We start from the raw sequence: 20,619 nt of genomic DNA, 5'->3' as shown, positions 1-20,619 counted from the left end.
CCGTTCACCCGCTGTCTCCACAGGGGAAACCTCGGGCGCTCGTGGCGCAGGGTGCTGGTGGCAGGATGTGGCCATGGACACCGAACCGCAGCTGGACGGCGACTCCGTCGCGAACGACCTCGACGACTTCGACGAGGTCGTGGAGGTCGAGCACGAGTCGCTGCCCTCGGACCGGTACTTCGACCGTGAGCTCAGCTGGCTCCGCTTCAACCAGCGCGTGCTCGAGCTCGGCGAGGACCGGACACAGCCGCTGCTCGAACGCGCGAACTTCCTCGCGATCTTCGCCTCGAACCTCGACGAGTTCTTCATGGTCCGCGTCGCCGGGCTGAAGCGCCGCATCGACACCGGCATCGCGGTCCCCACCAACGTCGGTCGGGCGCCGAGCGACGTCCTCCGCGACATCGCGATGAAGGCCCACGAGCTGCAGGAGCGCCACGCGAGGGCGTTCATCGGCTCGCTCAAGCCGGACCTCGACGCCGCCGGCATCCACGTCGAACACTGGTCGGACCTCGGCGAGGACGACCGCCTGCGCATGCGCGAGTACTTCAGCGAGCAGATCTTCCCGGTGCTCATGCCACTCGCGGTCGACCCGGCCCACCCGTTCCCGTACATCTCGGGTCTGTCGCTGAACCTCGCCGTCCGGGTGCGGAACCCGAAGTCGCAGCGGCAGGAGTTCGCGCGCCTCAAGGTGCCGCAGAACTACCCGCGGTTCATCAAGCTCCCGGACGACAACTCCGGCCGTCTGCGGTACATCCCGCTCGAGGACCTCATCGCGAACCACCTGCCCGATCTGTTCCCGGGCATGGAGGTGCTCGAGCACCACGTCTTCCGCATCACCCGCAACGAGGACGTCGAGATCGAGGAGGACGAGGCCGAGAACCTGATCCAGGCGCTCGAACGGGAACTGCTGCGCCGTCGCTTCGGTCCGCCCATCCGACTCGAGATCACCGAGGACATGGACCCGGTGACGCTCGACCTGCTGGTGCGCGAGCTCGACATCACCGAGCAGGAGGTCTACCGACTGCCGTCGCCGCTCGACCTCGGCGGCCTGTTCGAGATCGCGAAGCTCGCTCGCCCCGATCTGCACTACCCGCGGCACGTGCCGACGACGCCGGTGCAGTTCCAGCCGGGCGAGCCGAACACGAAGCCCGACCTCTTCCGGGCGATCGCCTCGCGCGACGTCCTGGTCCACCACCCGTACGAGTCCTTCGCGACGAGTGTGCAGGCGTTCCTCGAGCAGGCGGCCGCCGACCCGAACGTGCTCGCGATCAAGCAGACGCTCTACCGCACCTCCGGGGACTCTCCGATCGTCGAGGCGCTGATCGACGCGGCCGCTGCGGGCAAGCAGGTCCTCGCGCTGGTCGAGATCAAGGCACGCTTCGACGAGCAGAACAACATCACCTGGGCACGGAAGCTCGAGAAGGCCGGCGTGCACGTCGTCTACGGCCTGGTCGGGCTGAAGACCCACTCCAAGCTGGTGCTCGTCATCCGGCAGGAGGGCGGCACCCTCAAGCACTACAGCCACATCGGCACGGGCAACTACAACCCGAAGACCTCGCGCATCTACGAGGACATGGGCCTGTTCACCGCGGACGACACCGTCGGCAAGGACCTCACGCGCCTGTTCAACGAGCTGTCCGGGTACGCGATCGAGAAGAAGTTCAAGCGGCTCCTCGTCGCCCCGCTGCACCTGCGGAAGGGCCTGGTGAAGCGCATCCAGTCGGAGGCGCAGAACGCCCGCGACGGCAAGCCCTCGGGCATCCGCATCAAGGTCAACTCGATGGTCGACGAGCAGATCATCGACGCGCTGTACCTCGCGAGCCAGGCCGGGGTGCCGATCGACGTCTGGGTCCGTGGGATCTGCTCGCTCAAGCCCGGCCTCGAAGGCGTCAGCGAGACGATCCGGGTCCGCAGCGTGGTCGGCCGGTACCTCGAGCACTCGCGTGCGTTCGCGTTCCACAACGACGGCGACCCGATGGTCTTCATCGGCAGCGCCGACATGATGCACCGCAACCTCGACCGCCGTGTGGAGGCCCTGGTCCGGCTCACGACGCCGGCCCACATCAACGAGGTGCAGGAGATGTTCGACCTGGCCATGGCCGAGACGACGAGCTCCTGGCACCTCGAGTCGGACGGCGAGTGGACCCGACGCTCGACGGACGAGGACGGCAAGCCGCTCGCCGACGTGCAGAATGTGCTCATGCGGACGATCTCGGCACGGAAGCGCTCCACTCGGTGAGCGGTGGTCGGTCTGGTCCGGTCGTCGCCGCGGGCGCCGTGGTGTGGCGAGAGCAGGACGGTCAGCCGTTCGTCCTGCTGATCCACCGCGAGCACCACAAGGACGTCTCCTTCCCCAAGGGCAAGGTCGACCCGGGCGAGAGCGTGCCCGAGGCCGCGGTGCGTGAGATCGACGAGGAGACCGGGTACCGCGTGCACCTCGGCGCTCCGCTCGGGTTGGCCGAGTACGTGCTTCCGAGCGGGCGCGACAAGGTCGTGCACTACTGGTCGGCCCGGGTCTCCCGCAAGGAGTCCGAACGTGCAGGTGCCTTCCGTCCGAACGACGAGGTCGCCGCCGTCGAGTGGGTCGCGATCGACGATGCCCGCGGGCGGCTGACGTACGAGCGGGACGTCGAGATCCTGGAGCGCTTCGCCGAGCGCGCAGCGGCGAACGAGCACCACACGTTCGCCCTCATCGCGCTCCGGCACGCCAAGACCGTGCCGGGCTCGCACTGGGACGGCCCGGACGCCACCCGGCCCCTGCTGCCCGTCGGCCGGTCACAGGCGAAGTCGCTCGCAGCGCCCGTCGCCGCCTTCGGCCCGAAGAAGATCGTCAGCAGCACGGCCGCCCGGTGCCTCGCGACGGTCGAGCCCCTGTCCGCCAGGACGAAGCTCGGGGTGTCGGACACGCCGGACATCAGCCAGGACGCCTACGAGCACGGGACCGCTGACGTCTCGAGGGTCGTCCGCAAGCGCCTGGACAAGGCCAAGTCCGCGGTCCTCTGCTCGCACGGCCCGGTGCTGCCGGACATCGTCGCGCGGATCGCATCGGACACCGCCGACGACCACTCGCGGTTCGACCTGCGCCGGGCGGCGATGCTGTCGGTCGGTGACTTCGCCGTACTGCACATCGCCGGGCGCAAGCTCGTGGCGGTCGAGACGCACCGCAACGCAGTCAGCGCCTGACCGGGAGCGGTCGTCGCCGGCGGTGACCCTGGCCCGCTGGACCGCACCGCGCCTCCTGGCAGCGCCCAGCACGCGAACCCACCGAGGGTGCGCGAGCGCGTCCCCGCCAGCAGCGCCGCCGGGTGGGCAGCGTGCCCCGATCCTGCTCCCGGACGGCACGCGTGTCCGCCGACCCGCACCGGGTGAACCCCGCGTTCACCTCCCGTTCACCGGAGAGCGTCATCCCGGTCACCTCTCGTCCCTACAGTCACTCCCGGGTCAGCACCGGCCCCGGGACCACACAGCGGTCCCACTGCACTTACATTCCCGAAGGGACCCCTGTGAACATCAAGCGAATCGGCTCGGTCGCGGCAATCGCGATCGCCGGCGCCGTCGTGCTCTCCTCCTGCGCGGCGAACGAGGACAACGCGGGCAGCAACTCGTCGTCCTCCTCCTCCACGGGTGACATGTCGAGCCTCTCCGGCACCCTGACCGGCTCGGGCTCCTCCGCTCAGCAGACCGCCGAGGCCACCTGGGCCGCCGGCTTCCAGGAGCAGGCTTCCGGCGTCACGGTGAACTACACGCCCGACGGCTCCGGCGCGGGTCGCGAGAACTTCATGTCCGGTGCCGCTGACTTCGCCGGCTCCGACGCCGCGCTGAAGGACGAGGAGCTCTCCGGCGAGTTCAAGAACTGCGCCGCGGACTCCAAGGGCATCGACATCCCCGTCTACATCTCCCCGATCGCCATCGCCTACAAGGTCGACGGCGTCTCGGACCTGACCCTCGACGCGAAGAGCATCGCGGGCATCTTCTCGGGCAAGATCACCAAGTGGAACGACGACGAGATCGCCGCCCTCAACGACGGTGTCGACCTGCCCTCCTCGAACATCACGGTCGTCCACCGTTCGGACGACTCGGGCACCACGCAGAACTTCTCGGAGTACGTCGCGGCGAACGCCCCCGACGTGTGGACCGAGGAGCCGAGCCAGACCTTCCCGTTCCAGGTCGGCGACAGCGCGAAGGGCACCTCGGGTGTGGCCTCGGCCATGCAGGGCGCCTCGAACGCCATCACCTACATCGACGACTCCGGCGCCGGTGACCTCGACAAGGCGAAGCTCATGGTCGGAGACAAGGCCACCGAGCTCTCCGCCGAGGGTGCTGCCCAGGTCGTGGCCGACTCCGACGTGGCCTCGGGCCGCGAGGAGAACGACCTCGCCATCTCGATCGACCGCAAGGACACGGCTGAGGGAGCCTGGCCGCTCGTGCTCGTCTCCTACGCGATCGCGTGCCAGGAGTACGAGGACAAGGACAAGGCCGACCTCGTGAAGGCGTACCTCGGCTACGTCGTGTCCGAGGACGCGCAGAAGGCCGCCGCGACGGAGGCCAAGTCGGCCGCCCTGTCGTCCGAGCTGTCGGAGAAGGCCGCAGCCGCGGTCGCGTCCATCAAGTAAGTCCCGACAGCGCCCGGACGCCGGTCCCACCCACCTGACCGGCGTCCGGGCTCTCGTCCGTCCCGACGCGAGCTGCCACCGCGCCCGTCCGGACCCGCACGAACCATCTCTCCCCCGAACCCCTCGCGTTCACCCGGCGCGATCCTCCGACAGGAGCCCCATGACGACCGCACCGGTCCGAGACCAGGACACCGCCACCCCGTCGAAGCCCAAGGCCGTCGTGCGCATCGGCGATCGCGTGTTCTCCACCGCCTCCGTCGTGGCGGGCAGTCTCATCCTCTTCGTCCTCGCGCTCGTCGCGGCGTTCCTCGTGTGGCAGAGCATCCCCGCCTTCTCGGCGAAGGTCGGCGACCTGCCGAACGACGCGGCGAACTTCTGGGACTACGTCGGCCCGCTCGTCTTCGGCACCGTGTGGTCGGCGTTCCTGGCCCTCGTCATGGCCGTGCCGCTGTCGCTCGGAATCGCGCTCTTCATCTCGCACTACGCGCCCCGCCGCCTGGCGCCGGTGCTCGGGTACGTCATCGACCTGCTCGCCGCGGTCCCGTCGGTCGTCTACGGCCTCTGGGGCATCGTGGTCCTGGCACGCTTCGTCCGCCCGTTCTACGAGTTCCTGAACGAGCACTTCGGCTGGATCCCGCTGTTCTCCGGACAGGTCTCCGGGACCGGACGCACGATCCTCACCGCGTCGATCGTCCTCGCGGTCATGGCGATCCCGATCATGACCGCCGTCATGCGCGAGATCTTCCTGCAGGCGCCGACCCTCAACGAGGAGGCCGCGCTCGCCCTCGGCGCGACGCGCTGGGAGATGATCCGGATGTCGGTCCTGCCGTTCGCCAAGTCCGGCATCGTGTCCGCGATCATGCTCGGGCTCGGCCGCGCACTCGGCGAGACGATGGCGATCGCGCTCGTCCTGTCGGTGTCGACCAACATCACCTTCAACCTGGTCGGGTCGCTCAACCCGTCGACCATCGCCGCGAACATCGCCCTGCAGTTCGCCGAGGCCTCCGGGACGGCACTCAACGCCCTGGTCGCCTCCGGCCTGATCCTCTTCGTCATCACCCTGGTCATCAACATGCTCGCGCGGTACATCGTCCGCAAGCGAGTCTCCTGACGGGAAAGGTCGCTCCCCCGATGTCCCTCGCACTCCGTCAGCCCGCCGGCAACGTCTTCGCCAGCGGGAAGCTCCACAAGTCCGTCCCGTGGCTGCTCCTCGTCGGCAGCTGGGTCGCCCTCGGCCTGGTGTTCGCCCTGCTCGCCGCCGGCGGCGCCACGAAGGACTTCAACATCGTGGCCGCGGTCTTCCTCGGCACGGTCCTGTTCGACGTCCTCATCGTCGTCGTCTCCCGCATCGTCGAGGGTGGGCGGAAGGCCGTCGACCGGTTGATCACCTCCCTGGTCGTCACCGCCTTCGTGATCGCCGTCCTGCCGCTGGTCTCGCTGCTCTACACGGTGCTCGCCAGGGGCCTGGCCCGCTTCGACGCCCAGTACTTCTCGTACTCGATGCGTGGAGTCATCTCGGAGGGCGGCGGCGCGGTCCACGCCCTCATCGGGACCCTGGAGATCACGCTCTTCGCGGCGCTCGTCAGCGTGCCGATCGGTCTCCTGACCTCCATCTACCTGGTCGAGTACGGCAGGGGCCCCCTCGCCCGGGGCATCACGTTCTTCGTCGACGTCATGACGGGCATCCCGTCGATCGTCGCCGGCCTCTTCGCCTACTCGCTCTTCGCGTTGATCCTCGGTCCGGGCTCGCGCTTCGGTCTGGTCGGTTCGATCGCTCTCGCGGTCCTGATGATCCCGATCGTCGTGCGCTCCACCGAGGAGGTCCTGAAGATCGTGCCGATGGAGCTCCGCGAGGCGTCGTACGCCCTGGGTGTGCCGAAGTGGCTCACGATCGTCAAGGTCGTCCTGCCGACCAGCCTCGCCGGCATCACGACGGGTGTCATGCTCTCGATCGCCCGCGTCATCGGCGAGACCGCTCCCCTGCTCGTCACCGCCGGGTTCACGTCGAGCATGAACTACGACCTGTTCAAGGACCCGATGATGACGCTGCCGGTGTTCGCGTACACGCAGTACTCGCAGCAGGGCGCCAACCCGGTGCCGTTCGTCGACCGGGCCTGGACGGCAGCGCTGCTCCTCATCCTCATCGTGATGCTGCTCAACCTGCTCGCCCGCTTCATCACCCGCCTCTTCGCCCCGAAGCTCCCGCGCTAGCGCGGGACACCCGGCGAGCACCCCTCCACCCGACTTCCCGCCCCAGCGGTTCGACCACCCAACCCAGAAGGATCCACGTGTCCAAGCGCATCGAGGTCGACGGCCTCAACGTCTACTACTCGAAGTTCAAGGCCGTCGAGGGCGTCGACATGACGATCGAGCCCCGCACCGTCACCGCCTTCATCGGCCCGTCCGGCTGCGGCAAGTCCACCTTCCTCCGCACCCTGAACCGCATGCACGAGGTCATCCCCGGGGCCTACGTCGAGGGCTCGGTGAAGATCGACGGCGACGACCTGTACGCCCCCGGCGTCGACCCGGTCATCGTGCGTCGTCAGGTCGGCATGGTCTTCCAGCGGCCCAATCCCTTCCCGACCATGTCCATCAAGGACAACGTCCTGGCCGGCGTGAAGCTCAACAACAAGCGCATCTCACGCTCCGAGGCCGACGACATCGTCGAGCGCTCCCTGCAGGGCGCCAACCTGTGGAACGAGGTCAAGGACCGCCTCGAGAAGCCCGGCATGGGCCTCTCCGGCGGGCAGCAGCAGCGTCTCTGCATCGCGCGCGCGATCGCCGTGCAGCCCGACGTGCTCCTCATGGACGAGCCGTGCTCCGCGCTCGACCCGATCTCGACCCTCGCCATCGAGGACCTCATCGAGGACCTGAAGAAGGAGTTCACGATCGTCATCGTGACCCACAACATGCAGCAGGCATCCCGCGTGAGCGACAAGACGGCGTTCTTCAACATCGCCGGCACCGGCCAGCCCGGTCACCTCATCGAGTACGCCGACACCGCGACGATCTTCTCCAACCCGTCCGTCAAGTCCACCGAGGACTACGTCTCGGGCCGCTTCGGATGATCAGCCGTCGGCCCGTCGCCTGACGGCCCCTGCCTGGAGGCCCGGTGCACGTCCGCCATGGACGGCACCGGGCCTCCGTCGTCCGTGGCGGCCAGGCCTCCCCCTGATCCGACGGACGACGCCCCCGTGACCGTGGTCACGGGGGCGTCGAGTGGGTGTGCGAGTGCCGGTCAGGCCTCGGAGGTCGGGACGGCCACGACCGGTTCGGACGTCGGCTGCTCCGAGCCGCCGCGCGGTTCGACCGTGATGCCGATCGTGTCGCCGGCGCCCATCGTGCCGTGCAGGACTGCCGAGCGGACTCCGCCGTCGACGTCGTTCATGAGGCCGGCGGCCGTGATGGTGCCGCCTGACTCCTGCGACCCGATGTACCAGAGCTCGTAGGTCTTGTCCTCGGGAGCTGCGTCGACGCCGTCGAGGATCACCGCGGACCGACCGAGCTGCCCGGACCACACGACCGTGGCCGTGCCACCGCCCTTGACCTTGGCCGTGCTGCGCTGGAAGTCCGGGGACGCGTAGATCTGGTCGAGGCCCGAGGCGGCCTGCGTGGTCGCCGGCCCCTGGCCGCTGCCGCCGTCGAGGGCGTTGCCGACGCCGAGGCCGACGCCGAGGAACACGACCGCTCCGGCCGCCGCGACACTGAGCAGCGCCGACGGACGCTGGAACCAGCGTGCGCGGGCCGTCGAAGCCGCGCGTCCCGATCCGGAACCGAGGTCGGTGACGGGCGCGACGTCCGGGACGGACGTGGGGCGGGCCTCCTGGACGGGCTCGGGAGCCGACGTCTCGGCGCGGTCGACGGCCGGGAGCTGCGGGGTCGTGGCGATCTTGGCCATCAGCGAGCTCTTCAACGACGCCGGGGGTTCGACCGGCGAGACGGCGAAGGCGAGGGCCAGCGCGGTCTCGCGGAGGGAGTCTGCCTCGACACGGAGCTCCGCGGAGTCCTCCAGTGCCCGCTCGACCGCGGCGCGCTCGTCATCGGTCAGGGCGTCGAGAGCGTGCGAGCCGGTCATCAGCTCGGGGTCGTCGTGACGGCCGTTCATGATGTCACCCCCATCTCGTCGCGGAGTCGGATCATCCCGTCACGGAGACGGGTCTTGACGGTGCCGATCGGCACCCCGAGTCGTTCGGCCATCTCACTGTGCGAGAAGCCGCCGTAGTAGGCGAGCTGCACAGCCTGGCGCTGGAACTCGGTGAGACGGGACAGTGCCCGGCTGACGCGTTCGTGTTCGAGTCGGATCTCGACCGACTCGGAGACGGAGTCGAAGTCCGTCTCGAAGTCGCGGATGCCGATCTTCGTGTCGCGGTCGCGGGAGGACTGCGATGCCCGCACCCGGTCGACGGCCCGGCGGTGTGCCATGGTCAGCACCCAGCTGGCGGCGCTGCCGCGGGCCTGGTCGAAGCGGGCGGCCTGCTGCCAGACCTCGAGGAACACCTCTTGTGTGACCTCTTCCGACTGCGCCCGGTCCTTGAGGAGCCGCGTCACGAGTCCGAGGACCCGGCCGGAGAGCTCGTCGTACAGGTCGGAGAACGCAGCCTGGTCGCCGTTCGCGACCCGGGTGAGCAGGTCGTCCGCCGACACCGGTTCCGGGGCGGCGGGAGTCCAACCATCCATGTCGCCTTCCACGAGAGTGAGCATTGCAGGTTTTCCTCCTTCCCGTGTGTACGGCGTCCTCCGCGCGCTGTGGACAGCGCGCTCGGCGACGGCGGTCGCGGTGGTCATCAGGGTGTCCCGTTCAGGTCGGGCCGCAGCGACGGTCGCTGCGCTGGTGGTGCAGAAGTACTGGTGACGAGGCCCCGTGCGACCCGCAGGGAATTGACCCGGGAGCGGGCCCGGGTCGTCCGGGGCCTCGTGTGACCGCCTCGCGACGGCCACAGTGATGATTCGGCACCCTCGCCCGGACGGATTGGGTGAGGATCGCTCCTGCTTCTCGACCGCGGTCACCGGGCCACGCCCGGTCACGGATCTGTCCACCGAGAGTGAACACCTGGGTACGAGCACGGATGCGTCTCGTACACTTGATCGTGCCGGGCCGCAGCAAGCCCCGGGCTCCAATATTCGCCGCTCCGAGCGGCCTCGCGCCGAGAGGCGCTTCTGCGGCCCGGTCTTTTCGTGTCCGGACGCGGCGCACGTCCCGCCGTGGGACATCCCGTGGCGGACGGCCTGGGATCAGTCCAGGCTCTCGTGGCGGGCAGTCCGCGGGATCAGTCCAGGCTCTCGCGGCGCCAGAGCGCCGCAGCGGCCGACAGGTCCTCCGCCAACTCCGCCAACCGGTAGGCACGGGTCGTCAGGGCGGAGGCCCGCTCCGCCGCCGTCAGGTCGGCGTCGTCCGCCACCGAGGTCGCGCCCGCAGCCGTGAGGCGCGCGAACGCGGCACCACGCTCGAGCGCCACCGCGAAGTCACCCGTGTACAAGCCGTGCAGGATCCGGTCGGACAGCGTGAGGATCTCTGCCGGTCCGGTCGGCTCCTCGGCACCCGCGACCGCCTGGTCGATCGTCCCGATGAGCGCCGTCCCGCGCTCGAACAGGTACGCGATCTCCTCCGGGTTCTGCCGGATGACCGTGCGAACCAGGTAGATGCGCCAGAGCGCTCCCGGCAGGGTGTGCGGACCGACCCGCGCCCAGAGCTCGGCGATCGCCTCGATGCCGTGCACGTCCGTGTAGGTGACCAGACGCTCGACGACCTGAGGGTCCGGGTCCTGGCGCACGCGGTGGAGCAGGGCGTTCGCGGTGTCGTGCGCGACGCGGTTCACCAGGGCCGGGTCCTCACCGCCCTGGAGCGCGGCGAACTCGGCATCGGTGAACTGGACGGGACGGTGGTGTTCGCGAGGCACCGCGACAGTGTAGGCGCTGCTCTCCCGATACCCTTGGTCGCGAGGGCCTCTAGCTCAGTTGGTAGAGCACCGGACTTTTAATCCGAGGGTCGTGGGTTCGAGCCCCACGGGGCCCACCCCGGTCACACCACCCACCCGACTCGTCATCCGAGGGCCGCGGGTTCGAGCCCCACGGGCCCCTACTCCCGTCAGCCCCCGTCACGCCCCACGTCCGGGGCACACCGCTGCGCGCACCGGACACCAGGCTCGGAGTGGGGGTACCCCGCGCATCCACCGTGTGATGTGGTGCTGACATGCCCAGCGCCACCATGGACTCCGCACAGCACGACGACGTCTCCACCCGCCTGCAGATCGTCGATGCGATGATCCGCGTGCTCCACGAACTGCCCCTGCACGAAGTCACGCCAGCCCGCGTCGCCGAGGAGGCGAACCTGGACCTCGGCACGATGACGTCCTCGTTCCCGAGCTGGGACGGTCTGCTCCTCGCCAGCATCGACCGCTGGAACGACGAGCGAACGACGCCCCTCATGCCGATCGCCCCCGAGCAGGGCACGATCCGCTTCCTCCGCGCCATCGTCATGAAGAACATCGAGAACCCGTCGCTGATGCGGTTCCTCACGGCGACGCTGAACATCGCCGCTTCGCCGAACCACCCCCTCGCGCCGATGCTGCACAGCCGCTGGCGTCGGTTCCAGGGCTTCGTGCAGCAGTCGCTCGCGCAGGACGTCGCCGTCGGCCGTGAACCGCACACGATGGAGCCGGCCCGCGGCGCCGAGCAGCTGATCGCCACGTACGAGGGCCTGCAGTTGCAGTCGATGGTCCGACCGGAGATGGACCTGCTCGAGTCGTTCGACCGCGCCGTCACCCGCCTGCGCGAGGGCTGGTCCCGCGCGTACGTGCCGCCGGTGTGGGACCTGTCGCACGCGAGCTAGCGCGCGGGGTACAAGTCCTCCCCACCTGATCCTCGGCCGCCGCACTGTCCACATGAGCACTTCGTTCAGCGGTCTGTTGGATTCACCTCGATATGGTCGTTCCTGGTTCCGCCCCCTGCGGGGCCACAGCACTGAACGCACCACACCGAACGGGGTACATCGTGATCGAGCCCATCGACGCCACGCAGACCAGCTCCACCGGTGACGCGCGCCGCCTCGTCGAGCTCGCCGCCGCCACCGGGACGACCATGAGCGACGAGCTCCTGCTCGACACGCTCCGCCGGAACGCGGCGGTCACCACGCGGCACATCCGCAACGACTTCGCCGAGGTCGCCACCGGCACCGCCGTGCTCGGGTACGTCGTCCGTCAGCGCAAGGACTTCCTCGCGCTGCGCGGTGACGACCCGGCGTGGGCGCAGGAGATCGGGCGCTACCCGAGTGAGTCGCTCGCGGTCGAGGCGCTGCGCATGCGCCGCGGCTGACACCCGTCACGCCCCGAGGCGCGACGGACGACGCGCACGGCACGACGACCCGCGGGGCACGACGCACGAGGCCCGACCCGAGGAACGCGACGCACGACGCAGCGTCACCCGCCCGGAGTGCGACTCCGGGTGGCCCTCACGGGACTCGACCCAGCGCTCCGGTGAGGCGCCTCCCGCGGCAGCTGGTCACGACCAGACGCGGCGGATCCCCCACGAGCCGGTCCAGGTCTCGTCGGCCTCGAGCCAGCGCAGACCCTCCCCGGAGTTGAGCGCGTCCGCCGGAGCGGTCATCGGCTCGACGGCGACCGCCAGCCCCTTGCCGTCCCCGCGGGGGAACTCGCGTGACGTGAAGACCTGCACGTACGGGAACGACTCGTCCTGCCACAGCTCGACCCCGTCGCCCTCCGGCCCGTGCAGCGTCGTGCGGCGGATGCCCTCGGCGTCCGGCGCGACGTCCGTGTAGGCCGTGTCGAGGTCCGCGTCGCCGGCCCGCCGTCCCTGGCGCAGGTCGACGTCGGTGCCCTCGACCGGCCGCGTGCCGTCGGGGATCTTCCGGTCGTCGACGGTGAACGCGGTGGCGGCGTCGAGCCGGATCGTCAGGTCCTCGGCCGGGGTGTCGCCGGCCCGCAGGTACGGGTGCGCCCCGACGGCGAACGGTGCCGGTCGGCCCGAGCGGTTCGTGATGGTGTGGGTGATCCGGATGCCGTCGTCGACGAGCTCGTGGTGCACCCGCGTCTCGAGGGTGAACGGCCAGCCGTGCTGCGGGTGGATCGTCGCCTGCTGCTCGACCGCTGACTCCGTCTGGCCGACGACACGGTAGGGCGCGAACCGCAGCAGCCCGTGCGAGGCGTTGCCGTACTTCGGCTCCGAGACGTCGAGCTGCTGCGTCTTCCCGTCGAGCTGCCAGGCACCTCCGGCGACGCGGTTCGGCCACGGCGCGAGCACGATGCCGTTCGCCCCAGCGGGTGCCTCGCTGGCCGGGAAGGGCTCGGTGAGGTCGAAGCCCGCGACCCGGAGCTCCCGGATGCCGGCCGCCACCTCGGTGACGACGGCCTCGACGACGCCGTCGGGTCCCGCGTGCCGCAGGTGGTACTGGCCGCCGGTGGGTGCCGCTGTGCTCATGGGTGCTGGTTCCTCTCCGATGTGCGGGTCGTGCCCGCTGGTCCGTCCGCGACGACGACCTGGACCCCGGCGGCCCGGATCGGGTCGACCGCGTCCGGGCTGACGCCCGCGGTGACGACGACGTCGACGTCCTGCAGCGTGCTCACCACGCCGATGTCGGCCCGGCCGAACTTCGACCCGTCCGCGACCACGACGGTACGCCTGCCCGCCGCCGCGAGGACCCGCTTGGCCTCGGTCTCGGGCAGGTTCACGTTCGTCAGTCCGTGGTCGACGTCCAGGCCGGTGCCGCCGAGGAACACCAGGTCGGCGGAGAGCATCGGCAGCACAGTGGCGTTGAACGGCGCCACGAGCGAGTGCTGCAGCGGCCGGAGCGTGCCCCCGGTGACGACGACCGTGAAGCGCGGGACGGCGCGTTCGAGGGCGAGCGCGGTCGTCAGGGAGTTCGTGACGACGGTGACGTCGACCAGGTCCTCGCGGGCGACGAGCGCCTCGGCGACGGCGGCAGGGGTGGTCCCGACGTCGAGCACGATGCACTGGCCGGAGCGCACGAGGTCGGCCGCGGCCCGGCCGATCGCAGCCTTGGCGGTGCTGTTCTCGACGGCGGTCTCCTCGAGCGGACGTTCGCGCGACCCGACCCCGAGGCGGACCGCGCCGCCGTGCACCCGACGGATGCGGGCCTCCCGGTCGAGGGCGGCGAGGTCCTGACGGACCGTCACCTCGCTCGTGCCGACGGCGGCGGCCAGGGCCGCCGTGCGGACCATGCCGGGCGCCCCGTCGACGAGCGCGACGATGCGGTCCTGCCGCAGCAGGGCCGGCAGGACGGGAGGCTCGTCATCGGTCACAGCCCGAGTTTCGTCTGCTTCCACTTGCTTTCGCAACCCTTCGTACCGGAGTACAGTGAGCCGGTGATCACGAAACGTGCGACGACGCTCGCGGACGGCCGCGACCTCTTCTACTTCGACGACGCGGACTCCACGCTCCCCGCCGAGCGGAGCATCGACGAGCGGGTGCTCGACCCCCGGCCGGAGACGGCGCGGATGCGGCAGGACGTCCTGACCGGTGAGTGGGTGTCCATCGCCAGCTCGCGGCAGAACCGTGTGTTCCTGCCGCCCGCCGACCAGGACCCGCTCGCGCCGCAGACGGCCGCGAACCCCTCTGAGATCCCGAGCCGCTACGACGTCGCCGTGTTCGAGAACCGGTCCCCGTCGTTCGGCCCGGTGCTCGAGGCCGACGACGCCCCCGAGTCGCTCGCGTCCCTGTCCGACGTCGGGCTGAACCGCCAGCTCCGGAGCGTCGGCCGCTGCGAGGTCGTGTGCTTCTCCCCCGAGACGAGCGGCTCCTTCGCGTCGATCTCCGAGTCGCGCGCCCGCACCGTCGTCGAGGCGTGGGCCGACCGGACCGCCGCGCTCTCCGCGATGCCCGGCATCCAGCAGGTGTTCCCCTTCGAGAACCGCGGCGAGGCCATCGGCGTCACGCTGCACCACCCACACGGGCAGATCTACGCCTACCCGTACGTCACGCCCCGGACGCAGCGCCTGCTCGCGTCGATCGAGCGCTTCGGCCCGGACCTGTTCGAGCAGCACCTCGCGAACGAGCGCGCGTCGGAGCGGGTCGTCCTCGCCGGCGAGCACTTCACCGCCTTCGTGCCGTTCGCCGCGCGCTGGCCGATCGAGGTCCACATGCTGCCGCACCGCCACGTACCGGACTTCGCGGGCCTGACCGACGCCGAGAAGGACGAACTCGCGCACATGCACCTGCGGCTGACGCGTGGCCTCGACGCGCTCTACGGCGACCCGACGCCCTACATCGCGGCGTGGCACCAGGCCCCCGTGCACACCGCGCGGGACACCGTGCGGCTGATGCTGCAGATCACCTCGCCGCGTCGTGCGGCGGACAAGTTGAAGTTCCTGGCCGGCAGTGAGGCCGCGATGGGCGCGTGGATCGGGGACCTGGTCCCCGAGAAGGCGGCCGAGTTCATCCGAGGAGGGATCGAACGAGCATGACGTTCCAGCAGGTCTACGGGTACGAGCCGGCGGTGCGGTACTCCGCCCCCGGTCGCGTCAACCTGATCGGCGAGCACACCGACTACAACGACGGGTACGTGCTGCCCTTCGCGATCGACCGGCGCACGACGGCCTCGATCGCTCCGCGCGAGGACCGCCTCCTCCGGGTCGCGTCCGCCTTCGAGCCGGACGCCGTCCACGAGCTCTCGCTCGACGCGCTGTCGCCCGAGGGCATGGACGGCTGGTCGTCGTACGTCTTCGGCATCGCCTGGGCACTCCGCGAGCAAGCCGGCGTCTCGCTCGACGGCCGGACCGGGTTCGACGTGTTCATCGACTCCGACGTCCCCGTCGGTGCCGGGCTCTCCTCGAGCGCGGCGATCGAGTGCGGCATCGCGCTCGCGCTGAGCGACCTGTGGGACCTCGGACTCGACCGCAAGGCGCTGGCCCGGGTCGGCCAGTACTCCGAGAACCACGCCGTCGGCGCACCGACCGGGATCATGGACCAGTCCGCCTCACTGCTCGGCGAGCAGGACGCGGTCGTGTTCCTCGACTGCCGCACGCTCGACACCGCCGTCGTCGACCTGGCGCTCGAGGCGAACGGCCTCGAGGTCCTCGTCATCGACACCCGCGTCGAACACGCCCACGCGACCGGCGGGTACAAGGCCCGCCGTGACTCGTGCGAGCGCGGCGCGCAGGTGCTGGGCGTCTCCGCCCTCCGCGACGTCACGGTCGAGGACCTGCCCCGCGCCCAGGAGCTGCTCGACGACGAGACCTTCCGTCGCGTCCGGCACATCGTGACCGAGGACCAGCGCGTCCTCGACACCGTCCGCACGCTCCGCGAACAGGGACCGCGCGCGATCGGCGACCTGCTCGTCGCCTCCCACGCGTCGATGCGCGACGACTTCGAGATCTCGGTGCCGGAGCTCGACCTCGCCGTCGAGACCGCGATGCAGCACGGCGCCGTGGGCGCCCGCATGACCGGTGGCGGCTTCGGCGGTGCCGCGATCGCGCTGGTCGACCTGGAGGCACGTGACACGATCGCCGCGGCCGTCACCGCCGCCTTCGCCGAGGCCGGGTACCGCGAGCCCACCGTGTTCACGGTGCACGCGGCGCAGGGCGCCCGGCGCGACTGACGCGCTGCGCGGTGCCCGGGGCCGGAGCCGATCCGTGCCTCCGGTCCGGGTGGACGGCGAGTGGCGTGCGAAAGCGACAGATCACCGTGCGCCGTCCACGGTGATCTGTCGCTTCCGCGCGGATGACAGGCGGCCAGCCCGCCAGCGGCTGCCGGCCGGGCGGCGGCCAGCCCGCCAGCGGTTGCCGACCGGGCGGCGGCCGGCCCGCTGGCATCCAGCCGGCTGCACCCGGCGCGACCGCTACCGCAGGTGCCGCTCGGCGGCCTCGACGACGTTCTTCATGAGCATCGCCCGGGTCATGGGCCCGACGCCTCCGGGCGTGGGCGACAGGAACCCGGCGACGGACGCGACCGCGGGGTCGACGTCCCCGCGGAGCTTCGCCTTGCCGGTCGACTCGTCGACGATGCGGCTGATGCCCACGTCGATGACCGCGGCACCCGGCTTGACCCAGTCCGGCTGCACGAGCCCGGCGACCCCCGCGGCAGCGACGATGATGTCGGCGCGACGGCACTCGGCCGCGACGTCCTCGGTCAGGGAGTGCGTCAGGGTGGCGGTGGCCTCGAGGCGGGTGAGCAGCAGGCCGAGCGGACGCCCGACCGTCAGACCCTGCCCGATGATCGTGACGTGCTGGCCCCGGATCGGGACGTCGTACGCCTCGAGCATCGCGACGATGCCGCGCGGGGTGCACGGCAGCGGGGCGTCGATCGTGCCGGCTCCACCGGGCACGGCGAGCACGAGCTCCCCGAGGTTCGTCGGGTGCAGACCGTCGGCGTCCTTCGCGGGGTTCATCAGCTCGAGCATCGGGATGGGGTCGATGCCCTGCGGCAGCGGGAGCTGCACGATGAACGCGGTAACCCGGGGGTCGTCGTTCATCTGCAGGATCGCGCCCCGGATGTCCGCGGCGCTGGCGGTCTCGGGCAGGTCGATGCGGACCGAGTCGAGCCCGATCTGCGCCGAGTCCTTGTGCTTGCCGGCGACGTACGACACGGAGCCCGCGTTCTGCCCGACCATGATCGTGCCGAGCCCGGGGCGGAACCCGTGGTCGTGCAGGCGGTCGATGCGGACCTTCAGGTCGTCGAGCGTGCGGGCGGCGAGGGCGGTGCCGTCGATGCGGACGGCACTGCCCTCACCCGCCCAGCGCGCGCGCGGCAGATCAGCCACGGCGCCGCTCACGCGTAGAGCGGGAACGCGTCGGTCAGGGCCTTCACCCGGGCCGAGAGCGCTGCGATGTCGGGGTTCGGCATGAGCGCCAGCGCGATGACGTCCGCCACCTCGGTGAACTCGGCGTCGCCGAACCCGCGGGTGGCGAGCGCCGACGTACCGATGCGGACACCCGAGGTGACCATCGGCGGCCGCGGGTCGAACGGCACGCTGTTGCGGTTCACGGTGATGCCGACCTCGTGCAGGAGGTCCTCGGCCTGCTTGCCGTCGACCTCGGACTCGCGCAGGTCGACGAGGACCAGGTGCACGTCGGTGCCACCGGTCAGGACGTCGATGCCGGCGGCCTTGGCGTCCGCCTGCGTCAGACGCGACGCGAGGGCCTTCGCGCCGCGGATGGTGCGCTCCTGGCGGTCCTTGAACTCCGGGGTGCCGGCGAGCAGGAACGCGGTGGCCTTCGCCGCGATGACGTGCATGAGCGGGCCGCCCTGCTGCCCCGGGAACACGGCCGAGTTCAGCTTCTTGAACAGCGTCTCGTCGTTGGACAGGATGATGCCCGAGCGGGGACCGGCGAGCGTCTTGTGCACCGTCGACGACACGACGTGCGCGTGCGGGACCGGCGACGGGTGCAGACCCGCGGCGACGAGACCGGCGAAGTGCGCCATGTCGACCCAGAGCTTCGCGCCGACCTCGTCCGCGATCTCGCGGAACTTCGCGAAGTCGAGCTGGCGGGGGTAGGCGGACCAGCCGGCGATGAGGACCTTCGGCTGGTGCTCGATCGCCTTGGCGCGGATGTCGTCGTAGTCGACCTCGAAGGTCTCCGGGTCGACGCCGTAGGAGACCGCGTTGTAGATGCGGCCGGAGAAGTTGAGCTTCATGCCGTGGGTCAGGTGCCCGCCGTGCGCGAGCTCGAGGCCGAGGATCGTGTCCCCGGCGGAGGCGATGGCGTGCAGGACCGCGGCGTTCGCCGTGGCGCCGGAGTGCGGCTGGACGTTCGCGTAGGCGGCACCGAACAGGGCCTTGGCGCGGTCGATGGCGAGCTGCTCGGCGACGTCGACGTACTCGCAGCCGCCGTAGTAGCGCTTGCCCGGGTAGCCCTCGGCGTACTTGTTCGTCAGGACGGAGCCCTGCGACTCGAGCACGGCACGCGGGACGAAGTTCTCGGACGCGATCATCTCGAGGTAGTCGCGCTGCCGTCCGAGCTCCTGCTGCAGGACGGCGGCGATCTCCGGGTCGACCTCGGAGAGCGGGGCGTTGAAGGTGTTCCGGGCGGTGTCGGACTGGACCGCGGCGGGGCTGAGATCGGTGATGGACACGGGACTCCTCGTTGTCTGGCCGCCGCGCACGCGAGCACGACGGGGTGGACGGGTGGGCGCGGCCCAGGCGTACGGCTGCGCTCCGTGTCAGGTGTCGCTCCCCGATGGTGACCCATCCAACGCCAGTCGCGACCCGTCGATCGTACCGAGGCCGCCGGTTCGTGTCACCCTTGTGTGCATGACCATGCTGAGTCCGGACGTCGACGAGCGGACCTCGGTGCGCGCCGACGTGCCGTGGACCACCGTGGTGTGGGACGACCCGGTCAACCTGATGTCGTACGTCACCTACGTCTTCGAGTCGTACTTCGGCTTCCCGCGTGCGAAGGCCGAGCGTCTCATGCACCAGGTCGACGCGGACGGTCGGGCGGTCGTCGCCACCGGCCACCGAGAGGAGATGGAGCGCCACGTCGAGGCGATGCACGGCTACGGCCTGCAGGCCACCGTCGACCGGGCGCCGGCAGCATGACCGGCGGCGTCGCGTGATCCCGTTCGTCCGCCGCGCGGACGGCGTGCACCTCGGGCTGGCCTCCGGCGAGCGCGCGGTCCTGACGTCCCTGGTCGAGCAGCTGCGCCAGGTCCTCGACCACGACCTGGCGACCGACCCGGTGGCGGTCCGCATGTTCCCGGACGCCTACCCCGAGGACGACGCGGCGAGCGCCGAGTTCCGCCGCTACACGCAGGACGACCTGCGCACGGCGAAGTCCGCGAACGCGACGGTCGTGCACGAGTGGCTCACCGGCACCCGCGAGGGTGCCCTGGCGGCGTCGGACCAGCAGGCGTGGCTCCGCAGCCTGACGGACCTGCGGCTCACGATCGCCGACCGCCTGGGGATCGTCGACCGCGAGACGGCCGACAACGGGCTGGACGGCGACGACGGCAGCGTCGGCCTGCGCGACGTCTACGACTGGCTCGGGTACGTGCAGGAGCACCTGGTCGTCACGATCTCGTCGCGCTGACGGCCGGGAGGCACGCCCCGCGTCCGCCCCGCGGCCCCGGCCCGCCGACTCCCCGTCCAGCCGGTGCCCCGTCCGCCGGTCCTCGGCCCGCCCGCTCAGCGCCCGAGCAGCTCCCGCCGGTGGGCCCGCGCCCAGTCGGCAAGCGACGTCGCCGGCGTACCGGCGATCCGCTCGACCTCGTCGGTGTGCTGGTCCACGCCGTCGAGGCCCCGCCGGGCGACGCGGCCGAACTGCTGCCGGAGCCCCTCGGCCTGCCACGCGGACATCCCGGTGAGCCGGAGCGCGCCGCCGAACACCCGGCTCGGCAGGTGCAGGTACCGCACGGTCCGCCCGAGACCGGTCGTGAGCTCCCGGGCCACCCCGCGGCCGTCGAGCAGCTCGGGCCCGGTCAGCACGGGCTCCGCGCCGTGGTGGACGCCGTCCCGCAGCACGGCGCTCGCGACCCGGGCGATGTCGGCGGTGTCGATCCACCCGATCACCCCGTCGCCCATCGTCTGCGGGAACACCCCGCGGCGGATCGCCGGGCCGGAGGACACCAGGTTCGTCATGAACCCGGACGGGTGCAGGATCGTCCACTCGAGGCCGCTGGCACGGACGGCGCGGTCGATGCGCCAGACGGCGGCGGCCCAGGGCATCGGCGAGTGCTCGGCCGCGTCCCCGCCGGACAGGTGCACGACCGCGCGGACACCGGCGGCCCGTGCGGCGTGGACCGCGACGATGCCGTGCTCGGCCTGGCGTTCGGTGGCGGCGGTCACGACGAACAGCTGGTCGACGCCGTCGAGCGCGGCGGTGAGCGCTGCCCCGTCGCCCAGGTCGGCGAGGCGGGCGTCGATGCCCCGGTCGCGGAACGCCCGGACCTGGTCGGGGCGGCGGACGACCGCGCGGACGTCCGCTCCCGCCGCGTGCAGCATCTCGACGGTCTTGCCGCCGACGTCGCCGGTCGCACCGGTCACGGCGATGGTGTCGGTCATGGTTCCTCCTGCTCGTCTCCGACCACCGGTCGGAGT

General features: G+C 70.8%; 20 protein-coding genes, 1 tRNA gene and 1 riboswitch. Of the genes, 13 read left to right on the top strand and 8 right to left on the bottom strand.

Going from position 1 to position 20,619, the window contains the following annotated elements:
* Positions 1–73: 73 nt before the first annotated feature.
* The 6 genes from KM842_RS15200 to pstB all read left to right on the top strand — a co-directional run bounded on the left by KM842_RS15200 (position 74) and on the right by pstB (position 7,681).
* Entirely contained in the window at positions 74–2,239 is a 2,166-nt protein-coding gene (locus KM842_RS15200; protein ID WP_216259656.1) for an RNA degradosome polyphosphate kinase, read from the top strand.
* Complete coding sequence (locus KM842_RS15195) at positions 2,236–3,183, top strand: NUDIX hydrolase (RefSeq protein WP_216259654.1); 948 nt, start codon at positions 2,236–2,238, stop codon at positions 3,181–3,183. Before KM842_RS15200 ends, KM842_RS15195 begins: the two co-directional genes overlap by 4 nt.
* Before the next feature lie 320 nt (positions 3,184–3,503).
* Positions 3,504–4,613, top strand: coding sequence for a phosphate ABC transporter substrate-binding protein PstS (locus KM842_RS15190; RefSeq protein ID WP_216259652.1), 1,110 nt, complete (start codon positions 3,504–3,506; stop codon positions 4,611–4,613).
* A gap of 160 nt (positions 4,614–4,773) precedes the next feature.
* Entirely contained in the window at positions 4,774–5,724 is a 951-nt protein-coding gene (pstC, locus tag KM842_RS15185) for a phosphate ABC transporter permease subunit PstC (RefSeq protein WP_216259651.1), read from the top strand.
* Between the two features lie 20 nt (positions 5,725–5,744).
* Complete coding sequence (gene pstA, locus KM842_RS15180; RefSeq protein ID WP_216259649.1) at positions 5,745–6,824, top strand: phosphate ABC transporter permease PstA; 1,080 nt, start codon at positions 5,745–5,747, stop codon at positions 6,822–6,824.
* Positions 6,825–6,901: 77 nt separating this feature from the next.
* A complete protein-coding gene (gene pstB / locus KM842_RS15175; RefSeq protein WP_216259647.1) occupies positions 6,902–7,681 on the top strand; it encodes a phosphate ABC transporter ATP-binding protein PstB in 780 nt (259 codons plus the stop codon).
* Positions 7,682–7,851: 170 nt separating this feature from the next.
* On the opposite strand, the gene KM842_RS15170 is transcribed toward pstB, so the two are convergent.
* The 3 genes from KM842_RS15170 to KM842_RS15160 form a co-directional block, all read right to left on the bottom strand.
* A complete protein-coding gene (locus tag KM842_RS15170; RefSeq protein ID WP_216259646.1) occupies positions 7,852–8,718 on the bottom strand; it encodes an anti-sigma factor in 867 nt (288 codons plus the stop codon).
* Positions 8,715–9,314, bottom strand: coding sequence for a sigma-70 family RNA polymerase sigma factor (locus tag KM842_RS15165; RefSeq protein ID WP_216259645.1), 600 nt, complete (start codon positions 9,312–9,314; stop codon positions 8,715–8,717). The genes KM842_RS15170 and KM842_RS15165 overlap by 4 nt, the downstream gene beginning before the upstream one ends.
* A 566-nt stretch (positions 9,315–9,880) precedes the next feature.
* Positions 9,881–10,510: a DNA-directed RNA polymerase subunit beta gene (locus KM842_RS15160; protein ID WP_216259644.1), complete on the bottom strand. Its 630-nt coding sequence runs from the start codon at positions 10,508–10,510 to the stop codon at positions 9,881–9,883.
* A 43-nt stretch (positions 10,511–10,553) separates the two neighbouring features.
* Here KM842_RS15160 and KM842_RS15155 point away from each other — a divergent pair.
* The 3 genes from KM842_RS15155 (at position 10,554) to KM842_RS15145 (ending at position 11,924) form a co-directional block, all read left to right on the top strand.
* Positions 10,554–10,626, top strand: a tRNA-Lys gene (locus KM842_RS15155).
* A 177-nt stretch (positions 10,627–10,803) separates the two neighbouring features.
* A complete protein-coding gene (locus tag KM842_RS15150) occupies positions 10,804–11,442 on the top strand; it encodes a TetR/AcrR family transcriptional regulator (protein WP_216259643.1) in 639 nt (212 codons plus the stop codon).
* A 161-nt stretch (positions 11,443–11,603) separates the two neighbouring features.
* A complete protein-coding gene (locus tag KM842_RS15145; RefSeq protein WP_216259642.1) occupies positions 11,604–11,924 on the top strand; it encodes a hypothetical protein in 321 nt (106 codons plus the stop codon).
* 186 nt (positions 11,925–12,110) lie between these two features.
* On the opposite strand, the gene KM842_RS15140 is transcribed toward KM842_RS15145, so the two are convergent.
* Together KM842_RS15140 and KM842_RS15135 are read right to left on the bottom strand one after the other, a co-directional pair.
* Complete coding sequence (locus KM842_RS15140) at positions 12,111–13,046, bottom strand: aldose 1-epimerase family protein (RefSeq protein WP_216259641.1); 936 nt, start codon at positions 13,044–13,046, stop codon at positions 12,111–12,113.
* Positions 13,043–13,888 (bottom strand): DeoR/GlpR family DNA-binding transcription regulator, encoded by an 846-nt coding sequence (locus KM842_RS15135; RefSeq protein ID WP_216259640.1) that lies wholly within the window; start codon positions 13,886–13,888, stop codon positions 13,043–13,045. Before KM842_RS15135 ends, KM842_RS15140 begins: the two co-directional genes overlap by 4 nt.
* Before the next feature lie 63 nt (positions 13,889–13,951).
* Between KM842_RS15135 and galT the strand changes: the two genes are divergently transcribed.
* Complete coding sequence (gene galT, locus KM842_RS15130) at positions 13,952–15,049, top strand: galactose-1-phosphate uridylyltransferase (protein WP_216259638.1); 1,098 nt, start codon at positions 13,952–13,954, stop codon at positions 15,047–15,049.
* Complete coding sequence (gene galK, locus KM842_RS15125) at positions 15,046–16,182, top strand: galactokinase (RefSeq protein WP_216259636.1); 1,137 nt, start codon at positions 15,046–15,048, stop codon at positions 16,180–16,182. Before galT ends, galK begins: the two co-directional genes overlap by 4 nt.
* A gap of 240 nt (positions 16,183–16,422) precedes the next feature.
* Here galK and KM842_RS15120 read toward each other — a convergent pair whose 3' ends face one another.
* Positions 16,423–17,334, bottom strand: coding sequence for a tetrahydrofolate dehydrogenase/cyclohydrolase catalytic domain-containing protein (locus KM842_RS15120; RefSeq protein WP_253206389.1), 912 nt, complete (start codon positions 17,332–17,334; stop codon positions 16,423–16,425).
* 17 nt (positions 17,335–17,351) lie between these two features.
* On the bottom strand, positions 17,352–18,656 hold the full coding sequence (gene glyA, locus KM842_RS15115) for a serine hydroxymethyltransferase (RefSeq protein WP_301183806.1): 1,305 nt from the start codon (positions 18,654–18,656) through the stop codon (positions 17,352–17,354).
* A gap of 54 nt (positions 18,657–18,710) precedes the next feature.
* A riboswitch (ZMP/ZTP riboswitch) is annotated at positions 18,711–18,796 on the bottom strand.
* A 38-nt stretch (positions 18,797–18,834) separates the two neighbouring features.
* On the opposite strand from glyA, the gene clpS reads away from it, so the two are divergent.
* Complete coding sequence (clpS, locus tag KM842_RS15110) at positions 18,835–19,122, top strand: ATP-dependent Clp protease adapter ClpS (protein ID WP_216259632.1); 288 nt, start codon at positions 18,835–18,837, stop codon at positions 19,120–19,122.
* Between the two features lie 13 nt (positions 19,123–19,135).
* Entirely contained in the window at positions 19,136–19,612 is a 477-nt protein-coding gene (locus KM842_RS15105; RefSeq protein WP_216259630.1) for a DUF2017 family protein, read from the top strand.
* Positions 19,613–19,707: 95 nt separating this feature from the next.
* Here the strand turns inward: KM842_RS15105 and KM842_RS15100 are convergent, their stop codons facing one another.
* Positions 19,708–20,583 carry an NmrA family NAD(P)-binding protein gene (locus tag KM842_RS15100; RefSeq protein ID WP_216259629.1) on the bottom strand — a complete coding sequence of 292 codons (876 nt, stop codon included), beginning with the start codon at positions 20,581–20,583 and terminating at the stop codon, positions 19,708–19,710.
* Positions 20,584–20,619: the final 36 nt, after the last annotated feature.

The organism is Curtobacterium sp. L6-1, from assembly GCF_018885305.1.
Taxonomy (GTDB): Bacteria; Actinomycetota; Actinomycetes; order Actinomycetales; family Microbacteriaceae; genus Curtobacterium; species Curtobacterium aetherium.
Note: the sequence above shows the minus strand (reverse complement) of the source record. Positions and strands in the feature narration are given on the sequence as shown.